The sequence below is a fragment of the Megasphaera sp. MJR8396C genome, from assembly GCF_001546855.1.
Classification (GTDB): Bacteria; Bacillota; Negativicutes; order Veillonellales; family Megasphaeraceae; genus Megasphaera.
On record NZ_KQ958145.1, the window covers coordinates 1 to 24,202 of the forward strand.

The following is a 24,202-nucleotide window of genomic DNA, read 5'->3' on the forward strand; positions in this document are numbered from 1 at the left end:
GCTAGGTCTAACTTTTTGGGGTCACATCATGGAGGGAGCTCTTCGCGTCTATTTCGTTTCTAAATAGGTCCAGCCTTCTTCCTGGCGGACTTTCTGTTCTTTCATGAGATGACCCAAGGCCCGTTTAAAAGCAGCCTTGCTGAGGCCGAATTTGGCCTTGATGACGGCCGGTGCCGTCTTGTCGCCATAGGGCATCTTGCCCTTGCGCTGTTCGAGGAACTGCAGGATCTTCTCGGCGTCGGGATTGATGGCATTTTCCTTGGTCTGGCGCAGGGAAATATTGATGCGCCCGTCTTCGCGCAGGAAGGTGATGCGGCCCTTGATCATCTGGCCGATGAGGATCGGTCCGTTGAATTCACTGCGGTGCAAAAAGGCGATCCACCGTTCGCGGGTCATGAGGTAGGCCCCCTGATCGGTCATGTTGTAGATGGCCCCTTCGACCCAGTCGCCGACTTTGGCATCTGTCGCAGCCCGCGAGGCCCGGCGCATTTCGTCTTCGACTTCCATCGACACGGCCAGGCGGTGGGACTTGTCTTCATAGAGTTTGACCCAGACGTACTCCCCTTCTTTAGGGCGGCCTTTCATTTCGGCAAAGGGCATGAAGATGCCTCGTTCCGTTCCGACGTCAACGAAGGCGCCGAAGCGCGTCGTATTGATGACCGGCGCATAACCGATCTGGCCGATCTTGATCTTGGGCAGGCGCATGGACGCCGTAAGGCGGCCCGATGGGTCGTGGTACAGAAAGACCGTCACCGAATCGCCGATATGGACCTCTTCCGTCTGCTGATTGATATGGAGGAGGATGTCGTCATTGGTATTGCCCGTGCCGCCGTCCAAAAAGGCACCCATCTCGCTTTGGCGCAGGACTTCTAACGTCGCGATGCTGTTTTCTTGAAGTGTCGTCATATTATTCACCTTCGTAGTCGATCCGCGGTGCGTCGGCCCACAAGTTTTCCAGGTCGTAATACTGGCGTTCCTGTTCGACGAAGACGTGGGCAATGACTTCACCGGCATCGATGAGGATCCACTTGCCTTCGTGGTAGCCTTCGACGTGGAGGATGGGATAGCCGTTCTTTTCCATCTGTTCTTCGATGTTGTCGGCAATGCTCTGGGTCTGACGGTTGTTGCGGGCACTGCAGATGACGAAGTAATCGGCCATGAGGGACGAATCCTTGATGTCCAGGACGGCGATGTTCCAGGCTTTCTTGTCGTCGGCTGCAGCGCAGACGATTTCATAGCTGGATAATTCTTTCATCGGTTCAGCGTTAGCTGGTTTCATGGTAATTGGCATATATGAAAAGTCTCCTTTTTATACGAATTTAAGATTGTTTATCATCGGGCGTCGGAGCTGCCGAGATGGCGTTGTTGGTCCGGCCGATGACTTTTTGGACTTCGACCGGGTCGTAGGTCCAGTAATATTTATTGTCGCTGTTCTTGCCGCCCTGGGCCATTTCGCCGGGCAGGATGTAGAAGTTGATGTTGTCGGCCGTGACGTTGCGGAAATCAAAGGCCAATTCGGCCATATCTTTGGCCGGGATATTGGAATCGACGTTGTGCCACAGGCGGTACATGAAGAAGGCATTGCTCAGACCGAAGTCCTTTTGCCGGTCTTCATAGAAGTTCTTGATGAACCGTTCCTGGCGCTGGGTCCGCGAGACATAGCCGTTGCCGTCGAGGTAGCGCATATAGCCCGTTGCTTCCTTGCCGTCGAGGGTCTGGTAGCCTTGGAAGATGTTGATGTCCGTTTCCCCGGCTGCGTCGGCGTGGTACATGTTCTTTTCCACGTAGAGGGGCACGCCGCCGTTCATGTCGACCATCTTAGCGAAGGATTCCGGCGTAAAGGCTGCGTAGTACGGAAGGGGAATGTGGAAGATGTCTTCGACGACGGCCCGTACCAGGCTGATACCGCCTTCAGTGTAGACGTCCTGCAGTTCTTGGATCCCCTTTTCCTTGCGCCCTTCGATTTTCGTGTCGTCAGGCAGCATGATGATGTCGATGTGCTTCTTATCCTTGTTGATGGCGGCGACGCCGACGAAGTTGGCCTGCTGAGGATTTTCTCCGTCCGTGCCGATGAGGAGCACGTAGAGCGGCTTATCGGCGCTGGTCTGGACGAAATCATTGCTGCTGGCCGGCGTCGTATCGGGACCGTCGGGCTGAGCCGCCGGACTGGTGAAGTGGATATAGGCCGAGCGGCAGACGAGGAAGATGGCCACGGCAGCGACGACGGCCAAGATGCGGTTTAAGATTCTTCTTCTCTTTTCTCGTGTCATCGTCCGGCCTTCCTCGCTGCCTCTTTCATCATGGCGCTGATGTGGGCGTTGCGGTTGGTGACCGTGCCGACGAAGATCGGTTTCTTCTGGTCGAGGAGGTGGCGGATCGTCGAATCGTAGCCTAAGAGGACGGCTTCATCGAGGTCCCGTTCGGCGGCCTGGCGCAGGGCTTCGACGCCGTCAAAGTCGCGGTTCACTTCGATATAGTCGGCCATGAAGATGATTTTTTCCAGTTTTCCCATGGCTTCGGCACCCGTCGTGTGATGGGCCACAGCGGCCAGGATATCGGGATCGTCAATGCCGTACTTCTCCCGGGCCAAGGTCACGGCGGCATAGCCGTGGAGCAGGCTGCCGATGTTAAAGATCGGCGCCGGAAGGTCCGTAAAGGAGCGGCTGGCCAGAGCCTGCATCTCTTCGAGGGGCTTTTGTTTGGCCGCATCGTGAAGGAGGGCCGCTACTTCCGCCGCATCGGCATCGCTGCCATAGCGGTCGGCTAAGTGCCGGGCCGCAGCGGCCACGCCCAGGACATGGGTATAGCGATTCGGCGTCAGGGATTGTTTTAAATCTGCTTTGATGGCATCTTTGAATTCTTCGTTGTACATTGATATACTCCATTTTTTCTGATGTATTCGACGACGGCCGAAGGCATCATATAGCGGACGGACAGGCCCAGGCGAATGCGGCGCCTGAGTTCTGTCGAAGAGATTTCCATCGTCGGGACCGGCAGTTTGAGAATGTTTTTCCCCAGCTCGCCAAAGGACGAGATGATGGAATCGATCTGTTCCGAGCCGTCGGGACGGGTCGCACCGATAAACTGGCACAGGCTGAGGATTTCCTCCGGATTGTTCCAGTTGTGCAGGTCGTGGATCGTATCGGTCCCCGAGATGAAATACAGGCTGTGCGACGGGCCGTATATTTCTTTTAAAAGCCGCAGCGTATCGACCGTATAGGAATTTCCCTGACGGCGCATCTCCATATCGCTGACGGTAAAGTACGGGTTGTCAGCCGTAGCCAGACGCGTCATGGCCAATCGCTGCTCGGCTGTCGCACCGCAGACATCCTTATTGGGTGTAATGTACGACGGCACGAACAGGACCTTCTTTAAATGAAAGGCCTGGCGCGCTTCTTCGGCAATCATGAGGTGTCCTAAGTGGATGGGATTAAAGGTCCCCCCCATGACGCCGAGCCTAGTGATTTCCATGGTACAAATAGATTCCTCCCCAGGCGATAGCTACGGCTAACGCATAAAGCAATAAAAACTTGGCATAGTGTCGGTATTCAAATCGTGTTTTCGGTGAAGCGGCATATTGGCGAAGAGTCCGCCCGTAACCGCGAAGCAGGCGCAGCATCAGCGGATCTGACCCTGGCCGTCGATGAGGTATTTATACGAAACCAAGGCTTCGAGGCCCATAGGACCGCGGACGTGCAGTTTCTGCGTGCTGATGCCGATTTCGGCACCAAAGCCGAACTCGAAGCCGTCGGTAAAGCGCGTCGAGGCGTTGACGTAGACCGCAGCCGAATCGACGGATTTTTGGAAGGCTTCGGCCGTTTCTTTATTATTGGTCACGATGGCTTCCGAGTGGTGAGTGCTGAAGCGGCGGATGTGGTCCAAGGCTTCGTCGAGAGAGTCGACGACTTTGACCGACATGATGAGGCTGTTGTATTCCGTCGCCCAGTCTTCGTCATCGGCGGCCTTCATGGCACTGACGGCCCGGGCTTCGTCGTCGCCGCGAAGTTCGACGGCATCGTCTTTCATGACCGGTGCCAATGTTTCTAAAAAGTCCTTGGCGACGTCGCGGTGGACCAAGAGGGTTTCCATGGCGTTGCACGTCGACGGCCGCGATACCTTGGCATTTTCGACGATCTTAACGGCCATGGAAAGGTCGGCATCCTTATCGACATAGACGTGGCAGACGCCGCTTCCCGTTTCGATGCAGGGAACGGTGGCCGTATCGACGACCATGCGGATCAGGCCGGCACCGCCGCGGGGAATAGCCAAATCGATGAAGCCCCGTAAGGTAAGGAGCTCTTTGACCAGGGCCCGGTCCGTATTTTCAATGATGTTGACACTGTTTTCCGGAAGGCCGGCCGCTTTCAGTCCCTGACGGATGACCGAGGTCAGGGCCGTATTGGAGGCGATGGCTTCACTGCCGCCGCGGAGGACGCAGGCGTTGCCGGCTTTGATGCACAGGGCTGCCGCATCAACGGTGACGTTGGGCCGCGATTCAAAGATGATGGCAATGACCCCTAAGGGAACGCTGACCTTCTTGATAGCAAGGCCGTTGGGACGCGTAAATTCATCGAGGACGATACCCGACGGATCGCGAAGGTCGATGACCTGGCGAACGCCTTCGGCCATGGCCGAAATTCGTTCTTTGGTCAGGGTCAGGCGGTCGACCATGGCCGGCGCCATCCCCTTTTCCTTAGCCCGCTTCAAATCTTCGGCGTTGGCCGACAGGATGGCGTCGCTGTGGGCCATGAGGGCATCGGCAATATAGGCCAGGGCCTTATTTTTGACGTCCGTTCCGGCCGTTTGCAGGACGTACGATGCTTCTTTGGCGTCGCGGCCCTTGCGGTATACTTCAGATATCATGGGAAAAACCCCTTTCTAATACATGACGACCAGATTGTCGCGGTGGATGACTTCATCAAAGATGCCGTTGTGGCCGAGGACTTCGGCGATATCTGCCGACTGGCGGCCCTTGATGGCATTGATGTGGACACTGCCGTAGTTGGAAATGCCCTTGGCAATGGTCAATCCATCGTAGACGACGCTGACGATGTCCCCTTCTTCAAAGAGGCCTTCGACAGCGGTGATGCCCACCGGAAGGAGGCTCGAGCCCTTGTCGATGATGGCGTCGCGGCAGCCCTTATCGACGATGAGTTTTCCCGTCGCCTTGCTGCCCGAAACGAGCCAGCGCTTCTTCGAATGGAGCGGCGTTTCCTTGGCTTTGAACAAGGTCCCTACGTCTTCACCGGCGCAGATGCGGCTGACGATGTCGTCTTCACTCCCGGAGGCGATGACCATGTCGACGTCGGCTGCGGTGGCAATGGCCGCCGCCTGGATTTTGGTGTACATGCCGCCCGTCCCCATGGAGGAACCGGCGTCGCCGGCAATGTCGTAAATGTGTTTATCGATATTATCGACGTAGGAAATGATTTTGGCATCGGAATGGGTCCTGGGATTATCCGTATAGAGACCGTCGATGTCCGACAACAGGATGAGCAGGTTGGCGTCGACGAGACCACTGACCATGGCCGACAAGGTGTCGTTATCGCCGATCTTATATTCATCGACGGCGACGACGTCGTTTTCGTTGATGATGGGAATGATGCCCATATCGATCATAGTCAGGAGGGCATTGCGCGAGTGCATGAATTTGCTGCGGTCCTGGGAGTCCATGCGGGTCAAAAGGACCTGGCCGACGACTTGGCCGTATTCGCGGAACAGCCGTTCATAGGTGTGCATGAGAACACCTTGTCCGACGGCGGCTAAGGCCTGTTTTTCCCGAATCGACTTCGGTCGGTGATCAAGATTAAGCGGGGCCATACCGGCATTGGTCGCCCCGGAGCTGACCAAGATCATTTCCTTCCCCTGATTCTGCAAATCTGCCAATTCTCGGACTAAATGCTCCATGCGGCGGTAGTTCAATTTGCCCGTCCCATGGGAAATCGTACTGGATCCGACCTTGACGACGATGCGCTTCTTGTGGTCAAAATCCCTGCGTCTGCTGTTCACCATGCCTCACGTCCTAGTCTTTAATAAATTCGTACTTCGATTTCTTATCTTTCTTCTTGAATAAAATGCCGTAGTGGCCGATGACCTGAATCAATTCGGCACCGAGCATATCGGCCAGGTCTTCCATCGTTTCTTTGGTCGGAAGGTTAGCGTTATTGAGGACGTGGGCCTTAATCAATTCCCGCGCCGTAAGCGCTGCTCTGGCACTGTCGATGACGGCGTCGCTTAAGCCGTCTTTTCCGATTTGGACGACGGCCGGCATGAGGCTGGCCATCCCCCGTAACTGCTGTCTGTCTTTATTATTCATATACGTCTCCCTTTATTTGTGGTATTCGAATTCCATGGCGTAAATGCGGACCGTATTGCCATCCTGGATGCCGTGTTCCTGGAGGAGCTTATCGAGCTCCATATAGCGCCAAATGCGCTGGAAACGACGCAGGGACTGGTCGTCGTCGAAGTTGGTCATGGCAACCAAATTTTCAATGCGGGCGCCGGTGATGACGAAAGCCCCGTCCGTATCGCGGGTCACTTCAAAGTCCGGCTTATTCTGAGCCTTATAGACGACTTCTTCCGTCGTTTCGTCGGCTTCTTCGACGTATTCTTCAAGGAGGGTCCAGACCCGTTCTAACAGTTTATCCATGCCGTCGCCGCTTACGGCGCAGATAGGATAGACTTCGATGCCCTTGGCCGCCATGTAGTCCATGAGGCGCTCGAGGTTGTCTGAATCGTCGGTTAAGAGGTCGATCTTATTAGCCGCTACGATCTGGAGCTTGCGCGACAGTTTTTCGCTGTATTTGGCAAGTTCGGCGTTGATCTTTTCATAGTCTTCGATAGGGTCGCGGCCTTCCATGCCCGATACGTCGAGGACGTGGATCAAGATCTTCGTCCGTTCGATATGGCGCAGGAAATCGTGACCGAGGCCGACGCCTTCACTGGCCCCGTCGATGAGGCCGGGAATGTCGGCCATGACGAAGCTGCGGTGATCGGGCAGATCGACGACGCCGAGGATCGGGTTGAGGGTCGTAAAGTGATAGGCTGCAACTTCTGGCTGGGCTGCCGAAACCTTTCTCAGGATGCTCGATTTGCCGACGCTGGGATAGCCCAGGAGGCCGACGTCAGCCAAGACTTTCAGTTCCAGCCGCAGCCACCGTTCTTCTCCCGGTTCGCCCCGTTCGGCAAAGGTCGGCGTCCGATTGGCACTCGTTCTAAAATGCCAGTTGCCGCGACCGCCGCGGCCGCCTTTAGCGACGATGGCCTGTTGGCCGTCCCGCGACAAGTCGGCCATGATCTGGCCCGTTTCTTCATCTTTTACGATCGTTCCCAAAGGAACGGTAATCAACAAGTCTTCGGCGTTTCTGCCGTACTTATTGCTGCCTTCGCCCTTTCCGCCGGGCTTGGCCTTGAACAGGCGGCGAAAACGAAAGTCGACGAGGGTGTTGACGTTGCGGTCAGCGACGAGAACGACGTTGCCGCCCTGACCGCCGTCGCCGCCGTTCGGTCCGCCCTTGGGGACGAACTTTTCATGCCGGAAACTGCTCATGCCGTCGCCGCCCTTGCCGGACTGTACAAAAATTCTTGCTCTGTCTATAAACATAGGTCACCTCATATGAAAATACATGGGGATATAGAAAGAGACACAGCATACATATACCATGTCTCCTGTCTATCTGTCCATCAATATCAAAATTAACCGACCCTTTTCCGCTTATGATAACGGAAAGGGTACGAAAAAGTCATGAGACTCTTTACGATAAAATTTTAAATCATATTTGCCAATCTGTAAAGTCATTTTTCCTTAATAATTTCCAAGGCCTTTTCAAACTGCGTATCCGTCGGATCCGATGGCGTAAGGGGTACGACGACGTCCGGTTCGATGCCGACACCGTCGATTTCACGGCCATTGGTCGTGCGATACTTGGCGACGGTCACCTTGACGGCCGACTGCTGGCTCAAGGGGAAGACCCCTTGTACGGTGCCCTTGCCGTAGGTCTTGACGCCGACGATGGGACCGAGCTGCATGTCCTGAACGGCACCAGCAATGATTTCAGAGGCGCTGGCCGAGTTTTCATTGACCAAGACGACGAGAGGAATGAGGTCATTCGTTCCTTCTGCCGTGTACTGGTCGACTTTGCCGTCCTGTTCGGTATAGGACACGATAGTGCTGTTGGGCGGGACGAAGTTGCTGGCTACGCCGACGGCCTGTTCCACGATGCCGCCGGGGTTGTCGCGAAGGTCGAGGATCATCTTCTTCATCCCCTGTTCGCGCAGCTTCGTATATTCCTTGGTAAAGTCATCGGCCGTTCCTTCACCAAAGACGGCGATGCGGATATAGCCGATGTCCGTGCCTTCAATCATCTTGCCGGCCACGGTCGGTACATGGATCTGACGGCGTTCGACGGTAAAGGTCTTATCTTCGCCGTCGCGGCGGACGACTAAGGTGACGCTGGTATTGGCCGCCCCTCGGATGCGCTTAGACACGTCTTCGAGTTTATTGCCGTCGACCGGCGTTCCATCGATAGATACCAGGATGTCGCCGCGCTGAAGTCCCGCTTCGGCAGCCGGGCTGTCGTCCATGACGCCGGCGATGAGGACGCCGTCATCAGTGGACCCGATGTAGACGCCGATGCCGGCATAGGTGCCGCTCATCTGGGCCGAAAAGTCCTTATACAGCTCGCCGCCGAGGTAGACCGAATGCTTGTCCCCCAAGGTGCTGACCATGCCGTTCAGGGCCCCGTCAAAGAGAGCACTGCGGTCGACGTTTTCCGCATAATGGCTTTCGATGATTTCCAAGGTACGGAAAAATTCAAACATGGCAGTCGCCCGGCCCGTATAGTACCAAAACATGCCGAAGACGGCCAGAATCATGACGATCATACCGCTGCAAAAGAAGGCAAGGGGCCGGCGAACTTTTTCCCAGGCCTGGCGTATAGTTTGTTTATTCATTCATATCTCCTTCTTTGGAAATCAAGGCCGCGAGAAACGGACAAGCTGCAGTAAAAACACTTATAAATAGGCTGACGGATCGACGGGGTCCCCGTTGGCACGGACTTCGAAGTGAACGTGCGGGCCTGTCGAGTTGCCCGTCGAGCCGGCATAGGCGATGACCTGGCCCTGGGAAACGGCCTGACCTTCGGAGACAGCCAGTTCCTGATTATGGCCGTAAAGGGTCGACAAGCCGTTGCCGTGGTCGATGATGACAGCATAGCCGTAACCGCTGATCCAGCCGGCTTCGACGACGACACCGCCGTCGGCTGCATGGACCGGTGTGCCGTAATCGACACCGATATCCATGCCGCTGTGATAGATTGTCGTCCCGAAGATTGGATGGGTCCGATAGCCATAGGGCGAAGTAACGACGCCGTTGACCGGCCAAATCATGGCTCCGGAGCCGCTGACCGGCTGGTAGGAGTCACTGCTGCCGCCACCGCCGCCAGACGAAGCCTGAGCGGCAGCTGCTGCTGCCTGTGCCGCCCGGTCGGCTGCACGCTGGCGCAGCATTTCAGCAATGGCCTGCGACGACTGCTGGTATTCGTTATAAGCCTGTTCGGCTACGGCTTTATCATTCTGAGCCTGATAGAGAATGGCCTGCTGTTCCTTGCGGCGGCTTTCGATTTCATCGCGCTTAGCCGCTGCCTGGTCGCGGAGCTGGGCCTGGCGGGCACGCTGGGTTTCCAGTTCCTGCTTGGCCGTTTCAATGGCCGCCCGTTCCTGACGGATGTCGGAAATCAAGGTGATATCGGCGTCGATGATACGGCGCAGTAATTCCAGGCGGTTGGAAAAGTCGCTGAAATCCTTGGCCCCGAGGACGACGTCGAGATAGCTCAATTGGCCGTGCATATAGATGTCGCGGACGCGCTTGGTAAAGACACCTTCCCGCACCTTGAGCCGGGCCTGGGTCTTTTCCAGTTCAGCCTGGGTGGCGGCAATTTTTTCTTCCGTCGCCTTCAGTTCATTGGCCACGGCCTGGTAGTCGCGCTGAGCCGCTTCGAGCTGCTGCTGGATGGCATAGAGCCGATCGTTGACGCTGCCGATGACAGCTTCGGCCTGAGCCTTCTTCTCGCTTTCCTGAGCCATCCGGTTCTGAACGTCCGACAGCTGGTTCTGCAAGTCTTCGTCTTCGCCAAAGACGGCAAAGTTGGGGGTCAATAAGGCGGCGGTCACGGCCAGGATGACGTATTTTTTTAACATATTACACCTTCATATAACGTTTCAGAGAAATGGTACTGCCAATGGCCCCGATGACCATGCTGATGATCAACAGGACGCCTGCCGTGCGGTACATAAAGGGAAAGACGCTGACCATCGGTAAGAAGGCCAGGGACTGGTGAATGGCCGTAACAGCAAAGTCGTAGAACTGATAGAGGGCGATGTCGGCAATGATACCGCCGATAAAGCCCAGGAACAGGCCTTCTAAGAGGAAAGGCCAGCGGATGAACCAGTTCGTCGCCCCGACGTACTTCATGATGGCGATTTCTTTGCGCCGGGCAAAGACGGTCAGGCGAATGGTATTGGAAATGATGAACAGCATGGCCAGGGTCAGGAAGACGATGAGGGCAATGCCGCCCCAACGGATGATGGTCGTGATCTGGAAGAGCTGTTCAATGATTTCCTGGCCGTAGTGGGTCCCTTCGACTTCGGGGTAATCGGCGACGATATCCGCCGTCCGCCGTACGGCTTCCGGTTCGGTAAAGGTCACTTCAAAAGAACTGGGCAAGGGGTTCTTCCCTTCCAAGGCATCGAGGATACCCGGCTGGTCTTTCATGCGTTCCTTCAAGATGTCCATGGCCTGATTCTTATCGGTAAAGGTGACCGACTTGACGTCCGGCAGGGCCTGAAGGCGATGGCTTACACTATCGATATCGGCCTGGGTCGCACCGTCTTTGAGGTAGACCGTGATTTCGACCTGGCTTTCGAGATTTTCAGCAAAATAGTCGAGATTGGCCACGAGGGTCATGAAGATGCCCAGGATGAACAAGGATAAGGCGACCGTGGCAATGGAGGCCACCGACATAAAGCGGTTGCGCCAAAACGATTGGAAAGCAGCGACGGTGTAGTAATGCATGGTTCTAATTTTCATCGTCGTATCCTCCTCGCTGTTCGTCACGGACGACCTTGCCGTCATCCAATTCGATGACGCGTTTATTCATCATGTCGACTAAGGTCTTGTCATGGGTTACCATGAGGACCGTCGTTCCCATGTGGTTGATTTTCTTAAAGACTTCGACAATATCCTCGGACGTATCGGGGTCGAGGTTCCCTGTCGGTTCGTCGGCAATGAGTAAGAGCGGCCGATTGACGATAGCTCTGGCAATGGCTACGCGCTGCTGTTCCCCACCGCTGAGATTCTTGGGCAGGGCGTCGGCTTTCCCAATGAGGCCGACGAGGTCGAGGACTTCGCGGACGCGGCGGCGAATGACCCGGCGCGGCGCTTCGATGACTTCCATGGCAAAGGCCACATTTTCCTGAGCCGTCTTATTGGGCAGGAGGCGGAAGTCCTGGAAGACGATCCCCATTTTGCGGCGCAGGTAGGGCACGCTCTTTTTGGCCAAACGGTTGACTTCGATCCCGTTGACCAGGACCGAACCTTTCGTCGGCAGTTCTTCGTGGGACAAGAGGCGGATCAGCGTCGACTTGCCGGCACCGCTGGCACCGACGACGAAGACGAATTCGCCCTTTCCGATATGAAGGGACACCTGGTCGAGGGCAATGGAGCCATTGTCGTAGACCTTGGATACATTTTTAAATTCAATCATAGAGACCTCCGATGCTGTTCGAGTCGTTTGCGGACGCCGTCCCGCCCTTCTAAGATGCGCAGGGCCAGGTAGGCATTTCGCAGGGACTGGCGGCGCAGATGGTTGAGGCGGGCCTTGATGGCCGGCTCGAGTCCCCCCTGGGCCAGCTGTTGACTGACGCGGGAGGCTAAGGCTTCTGCCGTCACCGATTCCGTCGTCCCGCAGACCCGATCGCCGATGAGATGGATAAAGCTGTCGATTTTCGGGTCATAGGAAATGGCTGTCGCCGGCGTTTCCATGAGGGCCGAAAAGATGAGGGCGTGAAGGCGGTTGGCCACGACGGCATCCATGCAGCCCATGAGGGACATGAATTCTACCGTCGAATAGCGGTCGTCGAGGACGATGGCCCTCGTCTTCATGCGATCGGCAATATCGCGGCCGGCGGCGACGTCTTCCGGATGCTGCATGGGAATGAAGATGATGTCCACGTCTTCCCGCTGCTGCAACGTATCGGCCGCCTGGGCAATGGCGTCTTTATAGGCCTGATGGCCCTGCCAGTTGCGGACGGCAATGCCGACGCGCCGGCGGCTGCCGGTAATTCCCTTTTGCTCCAGAATCTGAAGGCCGATGGCCTTATCGACGGGATGCATGGACAAGACGGCGTCGGCCGTCACGTGAATCGGCGGACGGGTCACGCCCATGTCCATGAGCTCTGCCTTCGAATCGCGGTCGCGGACGCCGATGACGGAAACGCGCTGCAGTACTTTCTGCACGGCTTCCCGGGCCTTGATGCCGCGGACGGGACCGATGCCCTGAGCGTAGAGCATGACCGGCTTTTTAAAGAACAAGGCGATCTTCATGATCCACAAGTAGTAATAGAGGCTGCGGGCGCTGGTCACGTCCTGAAGCAGGCTTCCTCCGCCGCTTATAAGAATATCACAGCGGCGAATGGCCGCTGCGATAGCAAAGAAATTCAGGCGATGAACAGCCTGTACCTTATGATTTTCCCGTGTCATGCGGCAGTTGCCGGTAATGACCGTAATCGCCACATCGGGAATGATGTCTTTTAACGAGCCGACGATGGCCGCCAACATGGCTTCGTCGCCGGCATTGGCAAAGCCGTAATAGCCGGAAATGACGACCCTAGTCACGATGGTCCACCTGCTTTCCCAGCCACGTCGTGACGTAGCGGACGACGGCAATGGCGATGATCAGGGCAATGCCGATGACCATCCCCGTTACCCAGCCGTTGATGCCGCGAATAAAGGACATGAGGAAAGGCGTCCGGATATGGGCAAAGGTTTCCACCATGGAGCCGACGCCGATAGCGGCGGCGATGACCAGGAAGAAGTGCAGCAGCTGCGGCCATTTACGGTACAAAGCAGCTACCATGAGATAAAAGCTCGGATGACCGATGAGAAATTCCTTTTCCCGCGGCCGAGCATACATAACATTTTCTAAGAAGCGGCGCATGGCGACTTCAATCCCCGGTACGGGAACACCCGACGTATGACCGCTGCGGCCGACGAAGACGACGCCGACTAAGGCAATGACGGCCAGGAGCAGGATGGTGCCCATCTTAATGGGGATATTGAGAAAGTCTTTGGCAAAGACCTTGAGATCCTGCGGCGAGGCGATGGACTGCCCCATGAGGGGGAACCGGCGCAAGTAGCCGATGGCGACCAATAAGAGCGGCAGGATGAAGGTCAGTTTGACGCCGCGGTAAAAATCAAATTCCATGAAGAAGCGGATGTTGCCCAGCATGGCGGCGATATAGAGACCGCCGATCATGGAGACAGCCACGGCAAAGAGGAGTCCCAGCGTGCCGTCGCGGATGACCCGGCCGTAGCCGAGTTTTCCCGTGAGCTTCTTCTTTTTCCAGTGATCGAGGGACAACAGGATGGCTGCCGTCGGCGCTGCCGAGGCGCACCCGATGGCCCAGGTCTGGAGGAACAAGGCCCCTTTGGCCACGAAGGCGCCGATGACGGCGACGATGATGCCAAGGGCCATGAGGATATAATTCTGCCGGTCCTTCAAGGGAACGAGCAGGTTGAGGACGAAGACGAATCCGCAGGCCGCTGCCGCTGCTACGACGGCCAGGAGCAGGCGGTTCGGATAGTAGGCTTCCATAATCGAAGCCCGGCCCAGGGTATAGCCGCGTTCAGTCAGCTTATCCGACACCATCTTGATGTAGGAGAAGTTGGTCTGGGTCAGGTTCATCCCGTGGAGCGGTTTCTTATACAAGGGGTAGAGATTGACCCGGACGTTTCGTTCGAGGTCGCTGATGTAAAAGCGCATGGCTGCTTCTTCCGGCGTAATCTTATCCAGTTCTTCTTTGGCCATGGCATAGACCCGGGCTGTCCGATAATGAACGAGACCCGACAAGTCGTACATGCCGTCCTGCTGGTTGTACTGCAGCTGGTCGACAGATTCGATCATGTAGAAAGGAATGTCGCGGCGATTTAAATTGTCAGCCGTATAGTCGAGCATATCCTTGCGTTCGCCGGCTACCGGCGTGTAGCCCAGGACTTCTTTTCCGACGAACATGATACCCGTTACGTCTTTAATCTGGTCGGCCCGTTCAAAGAAATGGTCGACATCGGCTTTCGTCGGGTTGCTGTAATTCGTCGGCCGCAGGATGACATAGAAACCGTGGTCGCTGATGATCTTGGCATCGGCGCTCATGATGCCCAGGTTGACGTCGCCGAGACCGGGCATGACGCCCTTGATGCCGGCAATGCGGTAGGCACCGTTGGACATGACCTTGACCTTATCGTTGCCGAGGCGGACGGCAAGGTCGGACACGACTTCATCAAAATAGAGGTCCTTTTCGCCCTGAGGTTTGCCGATAAGGTAGTAGTCATAGGACTTATCGGTAATACCGAACTGGGGATAATAAAGATCAGCCCCCAATTTCGTAACCAGCGACAGTTCCCCGCGCTGGGTCAGCTTGTTGAGCGTCGTATCATAAATGGTAAAGCTCGTAACTCCGGCATCGCGGGCCATCTGCAGGGCAGTGTCCAAATCGTAACCGTCATTACGGGCCATCAAGACGACGGCATCAAAGTCCATCGCCTGTTCAATTGTCGTCGACTGATTTTCTACGGCATTGCGCTGTATGCACAGGCCGATTGCCGTGATGAGACCGATGAACACGATCAGCATCATGACCCGCATACTGCGTTTATTTATGTTTGTCATTCTCTTCACCTTATCTATGAATTGCTCACCTGGCCGTGAATGGTCAACAGACCGTCGTGGAGGACGACGCGATCAGGCTGGATTCCCAAGGGGAAATCCGTAAAATCGTAAATCTCTGCACTGGCCAGCTTGGTCGAGCTGACCTGCATGCCCAGCCCTTCGACGGTCACCGCCTCGGGGATGAACATCAATTTAGTACCCTTCATGCCAAAATGGCCGCGGACGTCAGCCCGGGCCGATACGAGTCCGCCGAGCTTGACCTTGCCCTGAACGCGGACCGAGTCGCCTTCAAAGGTAACGCTCGGATCGCTCAGGCCGTCGATTTTCTTGACCAGATAGGCCTCTAAGTCTTCGCGGCGAATGGACGCCGTCATATCCCCGCTGTCGACGCGGGTCACCCGCAGTTCCTGATAGACCAGGGCCTGGAGGGGCTGGAAGTGAACACCATAGAGGTTACTGTCAAAATTGGCGAACTTCAAATCGCCGGCCATAAAATTCGTGGCATGAACGGTAACCGCGTCGATATCGCCGAGAAAAATCTTGGCTCCCGGCGATGCCTGGACGCGGACGTCATCGTTTTGCAAATTAAATTTAGTAGACAACGCCTGTGACAGACCGACTTCGGCCAGTTGCGGCGCAAAAGAGTTGGCGCCGACCAAAAAGACCGCAGCCAGGACACAGACAATGATCCATCTCTTCATTTAAGGCTCCTGCTTCGATAACTTCTTTTCCTTAGCCTGTTGTAAATAGCCTTCGATAAAGATATCGAGGTCGCCGTCCATGACGGCTTGGATATTCCCCGTTTCGACGTTGGTCCGATGATCCTTGACCAGGTTGTAGGGGTGGAATACGTAGGACCGAATCTGGCTCCCCCATTCGATTGCCTGGTGGACGCCGCCGATTTCGGCCTTCAGTTTTTCCTGTTTTTCCTGTTCTAATTCAAAGAGCTTAGCCCGTAAGTATTTCAGGCACATTTCCTTATTCTGGAGCTGGGACCGTTCATTCTGACACTGGACGACGATGCCCGTCGGAATGTGGGTCATGCGGACGGCGGAACTCGTCTTGTTGACGTGCTGGCCGCCGGCACCGGAGGCTCTAAAGTAGTCGACGCGGACGTCGTCCATATTGATTTCGACTTCTACGTCGTCAGGCAGTTCCGGCATGACATCGACGGCCGTAAAGGACGTATGGCGGCGGGCGGCGGCGTCAAAAGGAGAAATGCGGACCAGGCGGTGAACGCCTTTTTCCGATTTCAAATAGCCGTAAGCATAGTCGCCTTCGACGCGGAAGGCTGCACTCTTGATGCCCGCTTCGTCGCCGGGCTGCATGTCGAGGACAGTCAGTTTATAACCGTTCCGTTCGGCCCAGCGGGTATACATGCGAATCAGCATCTGCGCCCAGTCCTGGGCTTCCGTTCCGCCGGCACCGGCGTGGAAGGTAATGAGGGCGTTGCAGTTGTCGTACTCGCCGGACAACAGCAAGAGGACTTCCCGCTTTTCAATGTCCCGCAAGAGGTCGTTGTACTGCTTTTCGATGTCGGCGGCAAAGGAGGCGTCGCCGTCTTCCATGGCCATGTCGAGGTAGTCGATGAGGTCATCGGCTTTGCGGACCAGCGTTTCGTGGCCTTCGACTTCGGTCTTGAGCAGGGTCGCTTCCTGAGAAATCTGCTTGGCCTTGTCCGGGTCGTTCCAGAATGAAGGATCACTCATCTGGATATCCAAATCCATGATCCGTTCTTTTTTCCGAGGTAAGTTAAAGTGAATCCCCGATTTCTTGTATTCTTTGTTTTAAATCTTCCAGCGGTTTACGCATTTCATCCAGTAACACAATTAATCACCAACTTTTCAGTTAAATATCGTTTATCGGCCGGGTAAGCCTGGGCCTTCGGTTTATTTCTGTTCTTCATCGCGCTGAATGTCTTCGGCGCTGACGGGTTTGCTTTCTTCGTGGACTTCATGAGCGCCCTGCAGGTGGTCTTCGGCCTGAGGTACGGGCTTGCTGTACGTAACCTGAATGTGGTACAGGAAGGTAATGACCGTCCGCTTGATCGATTCGACCATTTCCGAGAACATTTCGTAGGCTTCGAATTTGTATTCGACCAAGGGGTTCTTCTGACCGTAAGCGCGGAGGTTGATCCCTTCTTTTAAGGCATCCATGGCGTCGAGGTGATCCATCCACTTGCTGTCGACGACGCGGAGCATGACGGCCTTTTCCAGTTCCTTCATGGTCTGTTCGCCAAATTCGTTGAACCGTTCTTCATAGAGATCGACAGCGATTTTCTTCAATTTTTCCTGAACTTCGACACGGCTCATATTTTCCAGTTCTTCGACGGTGACGGCGTGCTTCGGTACGAAGTACTGCTGCATCTGGGCCAAGAGGCCGGCAAAGTCCCATTCTTCCGGATACAGTTTTTCATCGGCATACTTGTCGAGTTCCGACAGAATGATGTCGTCGACCATGCCCATGATCGTATCCTTGAGGTCGTCGGCGGTCAGGACCTGGCGGCGCTGGTTGTACAATACTTCACGCTGCTGGTTCATGACGTCGTCGTATTCAAGGACGTATTTACGGATTTCAAAGTTGTGGCTTTCGACTTTCTTCTGAGCCTTTTCAATGGACCGGGTAATCATGTTGGCCGTAATCGGTTCGTCTTCATCCATGCCCAGCTTATCCATGAAGCGGGAAATGTTTTCCGAGCCGAAGATACGCATCAAGTCGTCTTCCAGGGACAGGAAGAACTGCGTCGTCCCCGGGTCGCCCTGACGGGCCGCACGACCGCGCAGCTGATTGTCGATACGACGGCTTTCGTGGCGTTCCGTACCGATGATCATCAGGCCGCCGAGGTCGGCAACACCTTCGCCGAGCTTGATATCCGTGCCGCGGCCGGCCATGTTGGTAGCAATGGTGACCATGTCGCGCTGACCGGCGTTCTTGATGATTTCAGCTTCTTTTTCATGGTACTTGGCGTTCAGCACGTTGTGAACGATATTTTCTTTATTGAGGAGCTGACTTAAGATTTCCGACTGATTGATCGACGTCGTACCGACCAGGATCGGCTGGCCCGTGGCATGGCGCTTGATGACTTCCCGCACGACGGCGCGGTACTTGGCGTTCTTGGTCTTATAGATGACATCGGGCAAGTCCTTACGGATGGCCGGTTTATTGGTCGGAATGACGTAGACGTCGAGCTTATAAATCTTATTGAATTCGTCTTCTTCCGTCTTAGCCGTACCGGTCATGCCGGCCAGCTTGTCGTACATACGGAAGTAGTTCTGGAAGGTAATCGTAGCCAAAGTCTTGCTTTCGCCCTGGACCTTGACGGCTTCCTTAGCTTCAATGGACTGATGCAGGCCATCGCTGTAACGGCGGCCGAACATGAGACGGCCCGTAAATTCGTCGACGATGACGATTTCGCCGTTTTTAACGACGTAGTCCTTGTCGCGGTGCATCATGAAGCGAGCCCGCAGGGCCTGGATGACCAGGTGGTTCAAATCGAGGTGTTCGTTGTCGAACATGTTGCTGATGCCGAGCATCTTTTCGACTTTGGCGACACCGGAATCGGTCGGGGCGATGGTCTTCTGCTTTTCATCCATCGTGTAGTCTTCTTTATCGAAGTGCTTGACGATGGCAGCCAGGGTGCTGTACAATTCGGTCGATTTTTCACCGGGCCCGGAAATGATCAGCGGCGTCCGCGCTTCGTCGATGAGGATCGAGTCCACTTCGTCGACGATACAGTAGTTCAGCGGCCGCTGTACCATCTGGTCGGCACTGATAACCATGTTGTCACGCAGGTAGTCGAAACCAAATTCGTTGTTCGTCCCATAGGTAACGTCGGCGTTGTAAGCCCGGCGGCGCTGTTCATAGGTCAGGTCGTGGACGATGAGGCCGACGGAAAGGCCGAGGAACTTATAGATACGGCCCATGTCTTCACTGTCACGGGTAGCCAGGTAGTCATTGACGGTGACGACGTGGACGCCCTTACCGGTCAAGGCATTGAGGTATACCGGAAGAGAAGCGACCAAGGTCTTCCCTTCACCAGTACGCATTTCGGCGATATCCCCGCGATGGAGGACGATACCGCCCAGGATTTGGACGTCAAAATGACGCATCCCCGTTACCCGACGGGATGCTTCACGAACGACGGCAAAGGCTTCGGGCAGAATATCATCCAGCGTTTCACCGGCTGCCAGACGATTTTTGAATTCAAAGGTCTTTTCCTGCAGCGACGAATCGCTCAATCCGGCTAATTTCGGCTCCAGATCATTGATGCGGCGAACGATGGGCCACATCTTCTTCAGTTCATGCTCCGTATTATTTCCGAGCAGTCTTTGTATGAGTTTATTTAACACCTATCCGAGACCTCCAATTTACAAAATCTGCAATCTACTCTGTTATATCATATCAATTATACATTATACCCCGTGAGCGTCATACTTTGCAATAGATGGAAGGAAATTAGGCAGTTCCGCCGTTTTTCCGGTTTCCGAGCCCTTTCAGGCCTGGCATTTCATCTATTTTTATCAAATTTTTTTGTCGTATTTTTGTCGTCTGTTGTCAATACGCAAGTACAAGGCAAGCCTCTATCGCCAAAATAAGTCCGCTCACTGCGGATTTCCGCTTTCGTTCAGTCAGGCCTTTTTCGGACTGTCCGCTTCAATCTTTCCCCCATTATAGTAAAAAAAGGGCCGGTCATCAACCGTTCCCAAAAAGAGGAGCTCTATTTATATCATCTTATATAGTGACTTTTACACGCTAAGACCTTTCCCGTTCTTCATCGGCCTCTTCAAAAGAAATCACCCTTTCCCTCTTGACAAATTCTATACAAGGCCGCATGAATATGCTAAAATAGGTTTATTCTTTATGTATTCTTTATAATATAGCTATAAATTGAAAGGGGTTTTCACCATTATGATGCAGTACAATGTGTCCATCGCAGCCGCCTTCATCCTCTACCTCGGGGCTATGCTGGCGATTGGCATTTATTATTCCCGCTCCCAACAGCGTCTGAGCGACTATATCCTCGGCGGCCGCAGCCTGGGCCCGTGGATCACTTCCATGAGCGCTGAAGCGTCCGACATGAGCGGCTGGATGCTCATGGGCGTGCCCGGTTTCGCCTACTCGACGGGTATTTCGGCGTCGTGGATTGCCATCGGCATCGCCATCGGCACCTACCTCAACTGGCATTTTGTCTCCCAGCGCCTGCGCAACTATACGGAAGTGGCCAACAATAGCCTGACCATGCCCGATTACTTAAAGAACCGCTTCCACGATGACCAGAATCTCATCCGCATCATTTCTGCCGTCTTCATCTTAGTATTCTTCCTCATCTATACGTCGTCGGGCTTCGTCTCCGGCGGCAAGCTCTTTGAATCGGTCTTCGGCATGGATTACTTCTCGGCCCTCCTCCTCAGCGCTGGCGTCGTCGTCGTCTACACCTTCCTGGGCGGCTTCATGGCCGTCTGCTGGACCGACTTCATTCAGGGCTGCATGATGTTCCTGGCCATCGTCCTGGTCCCCGTCGTCGGCATGATCGCCTTTGGCGGCGGCGAAGCCGTCATGACCCGTCTGGCCGACACGGCACCGAACCTCCTCGACATGGTGCCCGATACGTCGACGACAGGCATCATCGGCATCATCTCGGCGCTTGCCTGGGGCGTCGGCTACTTCGGCCAGCCCCACATCCTGGTCCGCTTCATGGCCATCGGTGATCCGGCTGAATTAAAGAAATCGAAGCACATCGCCATGACCTGGGTCGTCATCTCCCTGGCTGCCGCCGTCTTGGTCGGCCTGGTCGGCAAAGTCGTCGTCACCACGCCCCTTACCGGTGCCGATTCGGAAAAGGTCTTCTTAGTCATGAGCGGTCAGCTCTTCCCGCCCTTTGCCACAGGTCTCATCTTATCGGCCGTTTTGGCCGCCGTCATGAGTACGGCCTCGTCCCAGCTCCTGGTTACGGCATCGGCCATTTCCAAAGACTTCTACCACACCTTCGTCCGCAAGAACGCCAGCGACAGAGAACTCATCTACGTCAGCCGTCTGACAGTCCTCATCGTCTCGGCCCTGGCCATCGTCATGGCCCTCAATCCGGACAGCTACATCCTGACCATGGTCTCCTACGCCTGGGCTGGTTTCGGTGCCGCCTTCGGCCCGACAATCCTCCTCTCCCTGTATTGGAAGAAGATGACCAAAAATGGGGCCCTGGCCGGCATCATCGTCGGCGGTCTGACAGTCCTCATTTGGAAGCAGTTCAACTGGTTCGGCCTCTATGAAATCGTACCGGGCTTCCTCTTCTCCCTGGCCGCCATCTACCTCGTCAGCACGTTCGAAGGCGGAGCCAGTCAGGAAATCCAGGACGAATTCGATCAGGCCATCCATCACGCGCCCAAGATCAGCGTCCTCCACAGCGAAGACAACTAATATCGTCGAAAATCGCATCACCTTGGCATAACCCCTGTTTTCAGACAGCCAAATACAAATGCAGCCATCCCCATGGATGACTGCATTTTTTATGCTCGGCAGCAACTATTGATCGCTGTCCGGATTAGGTACTTGTAACAGGCCTGACACGCCTTGGCTCAGCAGTTTATTGGTAATCTCAATGACTTCTTCAAGGGAAATCTTTTTCCCGCCTTCGACCCATTGACGATACATCGACAGTCCCGTAGCATGGATGAACGTCGTAAACAGTTCCTGTTCACCGGGGCTCAATTGTTGAAAAGCCGGAGCCGTCCCCCAACTCTTGGCAATATATTCTTCCACTAAGTGACTGCTCAGATGCTGATACGATACGGAGCAGAGAATCTTTTCATACAGCGGTCCCTGATGGACAGCATAATGAAAAAAGGCAGCGTTGATCTTATCCAGATCCTCCGGCAACCGATAATCGGCAAGGATGTCGACATAGCCCTTAGAAAATTCACTGAGGATTTCTTCCAATAAGGCATCGACACTATCATAGTAGCGATAAAAAGTCTTTTTATTAATCACAGCCTGACGGCAAAGTGCCGTAACGGTAATCTTCCGATAATCCTCCTTTAAGAGCATGACCGAAAAGGCCGTCCGAATCGACTGAATCGTCTTTTGTACACGCAGGTCTTCATGACCGCTTAATTTCATTTTTTCTTAGCCTCCTTTCTGGCTTTCCCTTATTGTACCATTTTTTCTTTACTTTTTCGCTACTCTATTTATATAAGTGTGGCATAAGTCCCATGCAGTCCAATATTATTCAGTATAGAAAACGCGGCAGCGTTCTGCCTAAGACGAAGCACGGCCCCCAACCATTTGCGGTTGAGGGCCGTTTTTCATTCATCTGTTATTTATCTTCGGTGAGAGGTCTCGAGACCTTAGTATTCCGGTTCGATGAGGCCGTATTTCCCGTGTTTCCGTTTGTAAACGACGCTGATGGTATCGGTCTTGGAATTGAGGAATACGAAGAAGTCGTGGCCGACGAGGTTCATCTGCAAGATAGCTTCTTCGACGTCCATGGGACGAGCGGCAAATTTCTTGACACGAGCGACTTCAAAAGGTTCTTCCGGTACAGCCGGGCCTTCGATGAGGGCAGCGTTGAAGGTACCTTTCTTCATGCGGCGGGCGATTCTCGTCTTGTATTTATGAATCTGGCGGACCAGCTTATCGTAGACTAAGTCGATAGCAGCATACATGTCGTCGTTGCCTTCGACACCACGAAGGACGACGCCGTCTACTTTCAATGTGATTTCAGCGACTTTACGATCTTTTTCTACAGAAAGCAGGGCCTGGACATTGACTTCGTTATCAAAGTATTTCGTGACTTTCTTTTCCTGTTTTTCAACGTGATCTTTCAAGGCCGGCGTAATTTCTAAATTCTTACCTCTAACGATGGTTGCCATAAAACATCCCTTCCTTTCTTGGAGAGAGCCTGTGTGGAAAATGGATGGTGCCTCACTTCCATTCAGCCTCCCTTATACTTATAGTATTCAACAAGGAAAGGCGAAATCCTTCTCAAAAAACAGAAAAACTTTACATTCCTTTGAAAAAGTTCCAGATGTCTCGGCATGGTCTCCTACCCGGACCTGAAAAAGGGCGCAAAAAAGGCCCTGTCCGAAGACAGAGCCTTTTGATTGTGAAACGAATATCGGTATTCTAAAGATTAGAATACGAATACGAACTGAGCACGCGTTTCTTCTTCAGGATCCTTGGTGCTGTTATCCTTCGAGCTAGATGCGAAGGACTGCATTACCTGGAACTGAGCGTTCTTAGCGAAGGTGTAGTCGATACCAGCGCCCCAAGATTTAACGTTGTTCATGAGGCTATCGTTTCTCCAGCTGTTCGTGGAGCCGAGGAAGTTGCCATCAGCATCAGCGAAGCCGTTGTCAGCGTTGAGGTATTCAACCCAGATATCCCAGGACTTCGGAGTAGCGAAGTTAGCGGAACCGTAGGTCAATTTGCCAACCCAGATTGCCGGATCGTCGCTGCCGTTGGTGCTGCTGTATTTTTCGTAGTTAGCCAAAGCGTTCCAGTCGCTGCCGAGGTTGATGCTTGCATAAGCGCCCCATGCATCGTCAAATTTGAAGAAATCGTCGCTATGGCTGCCGCCAGCACGGTTGAAGTTGTTGTAGTAACCGCCGATGGAGGAACCGTTGCCGAAGAAGCCTTCTACAACGCCATAAGCCGTCTTAACACCATCAATACCATCTTTGATGGTATCGCTGGTATTAGCTTTACCAGCTACGTCACTCTTCTTGAATTTACCATAGCCGCCGGTCAAAGCGAAGCTGTCGCTCTTGTACTGCAACTGAGCGCCATCGAAGACGTCGCCATAGAAGAAGCCGTAAGAGTTGTCGCCGCCCATCTGGTAGTTATAACGGCCAGCCGTTACAGTCCAGTCTTTGCCGAGCTGGTATTCAACGTTAGCGCGGTCAGTGTAGGTAGAATCGTTTTCGTTAGCCGGGCCATTGTCAGCGAAGGAATGAGCGGATTCGATACCGTAAGTAACCTTCGTGCGGTCGTTAACCTGTGCATTAGCACGGAGGCGAACACGATAATCCCAAGAATTGTCGTTGTCGTTGCTGTCTTTCTGGTAACGATAACGAACACGAGCGTCACCCGTCAATTTAACGTTGCCAACGCGGTTTTCCAAAGCGCTTACGCGAACGCCGAGGTTGTTGAGTTCGTCAGCGAATTCATCAGCCAATTTGTTGATGAGGGCGCGCTGTTCAACAGAAGCTTTGTCCATGTGAGCCATAGCTTTTGCGACCATTTCAGCGGCTTCGTAACGAGTGATG

Annotated in this window: 22 protein-coding genes; 1 reads left to right on the forward strand and 21 read right to left on the reverse strand. The window is 54.3% G+C overall.

Annotated elements, in window-relative coordinates; translation table 11 throughout:
* Window positions 1-48: 48 nt before the first annotated feature.
* The 18 genes from HMPREF3201_RS00830 to secA form a co-directional block, all read right to left on the reverse strand.
* On the reverse strand, window positions 49-906 hold the full coding sequence (locus tag HMPREF3201_RS00830) for a CvfB family protein (RefSeq protein WP_062411285.1): 858 nt from the start codon (window positions 904-906) through the stop codon (window positions 49-51).
* Window position 907: 1 nt separating this feature from the next.
* A complete protein-coding gene (rsfS, locus tag HMPREF3201_RS00835; RefSeq protein WP_082709361.1) occupies window positions 908-1,291 on the reverse strand; it encodes a ribosome silencing factor in 384 nt (127 codons plus the stop codon).
* Window positions 1,292-1,319: 28 nt separating this feature from the next.
* Window positions 1,320-2,270 (reverse strand): LCP family protein, encoded by a 951-nt coding sequence (locus tag HMPREF3201_RS00840; protein WP_062411286.1) that lies wholly within the window; start codon window positions 2,268-2,270, stop codon window positions 1,320-1,322.
* Window positions 2,267-2,872 (reverse strand): bis(5'-nucleosyl)-tetraphosphatase (symmetrical) YqeK, encoded by a 606-nt coding sequence (gene yqeK, locus HMPREF3201_RS00845; protein WP_062411287.1) that lies wholly within the window; start codon window positions 2,870-2,872, stop codon window positions 2,267-2,269. Before yqeK ends, HMPREF3201_RS00840 begins: the two co-directional genes overlap by 4 nt.
* Window positions 2,830-3,471: a nicotinate-nucleotide adenylyltransferase gene (gene nadD / locus HMPREF3201_RS00850; protein WP_062411288.1), complete on the reverse strand. Its 642-nt coding sequence runs from the start codon at window positions 3,469-3,471 to the stop codon at window positions 2,830-2,832. The genes yqeK and nadD overlap by 43 nt, the downstream gene beginning before the upstream one ends.
* Before the next feature lie 147 nt (window positions 3,472-3,618).
* Window positions 3,619-4,863 (reverse strand): glutamate-5-semialdehyde dehydrogenase, encoded by a 1,245-nt coding sequence (locus tag HMPREF3201_RS00855; RefSeq protein ID WP_062411289.1) that lies wholly within the window; start codon window positions 4,861-4,863, stop codon window positions 3,619-3,621.
* A gap of 15 nt (window positions 4,864-4,878) precedes the next feature.
* Window positions 4,879-6,012: a glutamate 5-kinase gene (gene proB, locus HMPREF3201_RS00860; RefSeq protein WP_154254542.1), complete on the reverse strand. Its 1,134-nt coding sequence runs from the start codon at window positions 6,010-6,012 to the stop codon at window positions 4,879-4,881.
* A 10-nt stretch (window positions 6,013-6,022) separates the two neighbouring features.
* Complete coding sequence (locus HMPREF3201_RS00865; protein ID WP_062411290.1) at window positions 6,023-6,316, reverse strand: YhbY family RNA-binding protein; 294 nt, start codon at window positions 6,314-6,316, stop codon at window positions 6,023-6,025.
* A 12-nt stretch (window positions 6,317-6,328) separates the two neighbouring features.
* A complete protein-coding gene (gene obgE / locus HMPREF3201_RS00870) occupies window positions 6,329-7,603 on the reverse strand; it encodes a GTPase ObgE (RefSeq protein WP_062411291.1) in 1,275 nt (424 codons plus the stop codon).
* A 191-nt stretch (window positions 7,604-7,794) separates the two neighbouring features.
* Window positions 7,795-8,952 (reverse strand): S41 family peptidase, encoded by a 1,158-nt coding sequence (locus HMPREF3201_RS00875; RefSeq protein ID WP_062411292.1) that lies wholly within the window; start codon window positions 8,950-8,952, stop codon window positions 7,795-7,797.
* A gap of 60 nt (window positions 8,953-9,012) precedes the next feature.
* Window positions 9,013-10,197 (reverse strand): murein hydrolase activator EnvC family protein, encoded by a 1,185-nt coding sequence (locus tag HMPREF3201_RS00880; protein WP_062411293.1) that lies wholly within the window; start codon window positions 10,195-10,197, stop codon window positions 9,013-9,015.
* A gap of 1 nt (window position 10,198) precedes the next feature.
* Complete coding sequence (ftsX, locus tag HMPREF3201_RS00885) at window positions 10,199-11,086, reverse strand: permease-like cell division protein FtsX (protein ID WP_062411294.1); 888 nt, start codon at window positions 11,084-11,086, stop codon at window positions 10,199-10,201.
* Window positions 11,076-11,762 (reverse strand): cell division ATP-binding protein FtsE, encoded by a 687-nt coding sequence (gene ftsE, locus HMPREF3201_RS00890; protein WP_062411295.1) that lies wholly within the window; start codon window positions 11,760-11,762, stop codon window positions 11,076-11,078. The genes ftsX and ftsE overlap by 11 nt, the downstream gene beginning before the upstream one ends.
* The gene (gene csaB, locus HMPREF3201_RS00895; protein WP_062411296.1) at window positions 11,759-12,892 is read right to left on the reverse strand and encodes a polysaccharide pyruvyl transferase CsaB; all 1,134 of its coding nucleotides are present in this window, start codon (window positions 12,890-12,892) and stop codon (window positions 11,759-11,761) included. The genes ftsE and csaB overlap by 4 nt, the downstream gene beginning before the upstream one ends.
* Entirely contained in the window at window positions 12,885-14,942 is a 2,058-nt protein-coding gene (locus tag HMPREF3201_RS00900; RefSeq protein ID WP_062411297.1) for a DUF5693 family protein, read from the reverse strand. The genes csaB and HMPREF3201_RS00900 overlap by 8 nt, the downstream gene beginning before the upstream one ends.
* Window positions 14,943-14,956: 14 nt before the next feature.
* Window positions 14,957-15,643: an LmeA family phospholipid-binding protein gene (locus HMPREF3201_RS00905; protein WP_062411298.1), complete on the reverse strand. Its 687-nt coding sequence runs from the start codon at window positions 15,641-15,643 to the stop codon at window positions 14,957-14,959.
* Window positions 15,644-16,754, reverse strand: a protein-coding gene (gene prfB / locus HMPREF3201_RS00910) for a peptide chain release factor 2 (protein WP_369794821.1) whose coding sequence is annotated in 2 segments (ribosomal slippage) — window positions 15,644-16,708 and window positions 16,710-16,754 — 1,110 coding nt in all. Because the reading frame shifts where the segments join, the coding sequence is not laid out codon by codon here.
* Between the two features lie 77 nt (window positions 16,755-16,831).
* Window positions 16,832-19,291, reverse strand: a complete 2,460-nt coding sequence (gene secA / locus HMPREF3201_RS00915) for a preprotein translocase subunit SecA (RefSeq protein ID WP_072271978.1) — start codon at window positions 19,289-19,291, stop codon at window positions 16,832-16,834.
* Window positions 19,292-19,850: 559 nt separating this feature from the next.
* Between secA and putP the strand changes: the two genes are divergently transcribed.
* A complete protein-coding gene (gene putP, locus HMPREF3201_RS00920; RefSeq protein WP_072271979.1) occupies window positions 19,851-21,356 on the forward strand; it encodes a sodium/proline symporter PutP in 1,506 nt (501 codons plus the stop codon).
* A gap of 105 nt (window positions 21,357-21,461) precedes the next feature.
* Here the strand turns inward: putP and HMPREF3201_RS00925 are convergent, their stop codons facing one another.
* The 3 genes from HMPREF3201_RS00925 to HMPREF3201_RS00935 form a co-directional block, all read right to left on the reverse strand.
* Complete coding sequence (locus tag HMPREF3201_RS00925; RefSeq protein WP_062411299.1) at window positions 21,462-22,055, reverse strand: TetR/AcrR family transcriptional regulator; 594 nt, start codon at window positions 22,053-22,055, stop codon at window positions 21,462-21,464.
* Between the two features lie 227 nt (window positions 22,056-22,282).
* Complete coding sequence (gene hpf, locus HMPREF3201_RS00930) at window positions 22,283-22,807, reverse strand: ribosome hibernation-promoting factor, HPF/YfiA family (RefSeq protein ID WP_062411300.1); 525 nt, start codon at window positions 22,805-22,807, stop codon at window positions 22,283-22,285.
* 260 nt (window positions 22,808-23,067) lie between these two features.
* Window positions 23,068-24,202: outer membrane insertion signal (locus HMPREF3201_RS00935; RefSeq protein ID WP_369794820.1), on the reverse strand; the 1,135-nt coding region annotated here is incomplete at its 5' end.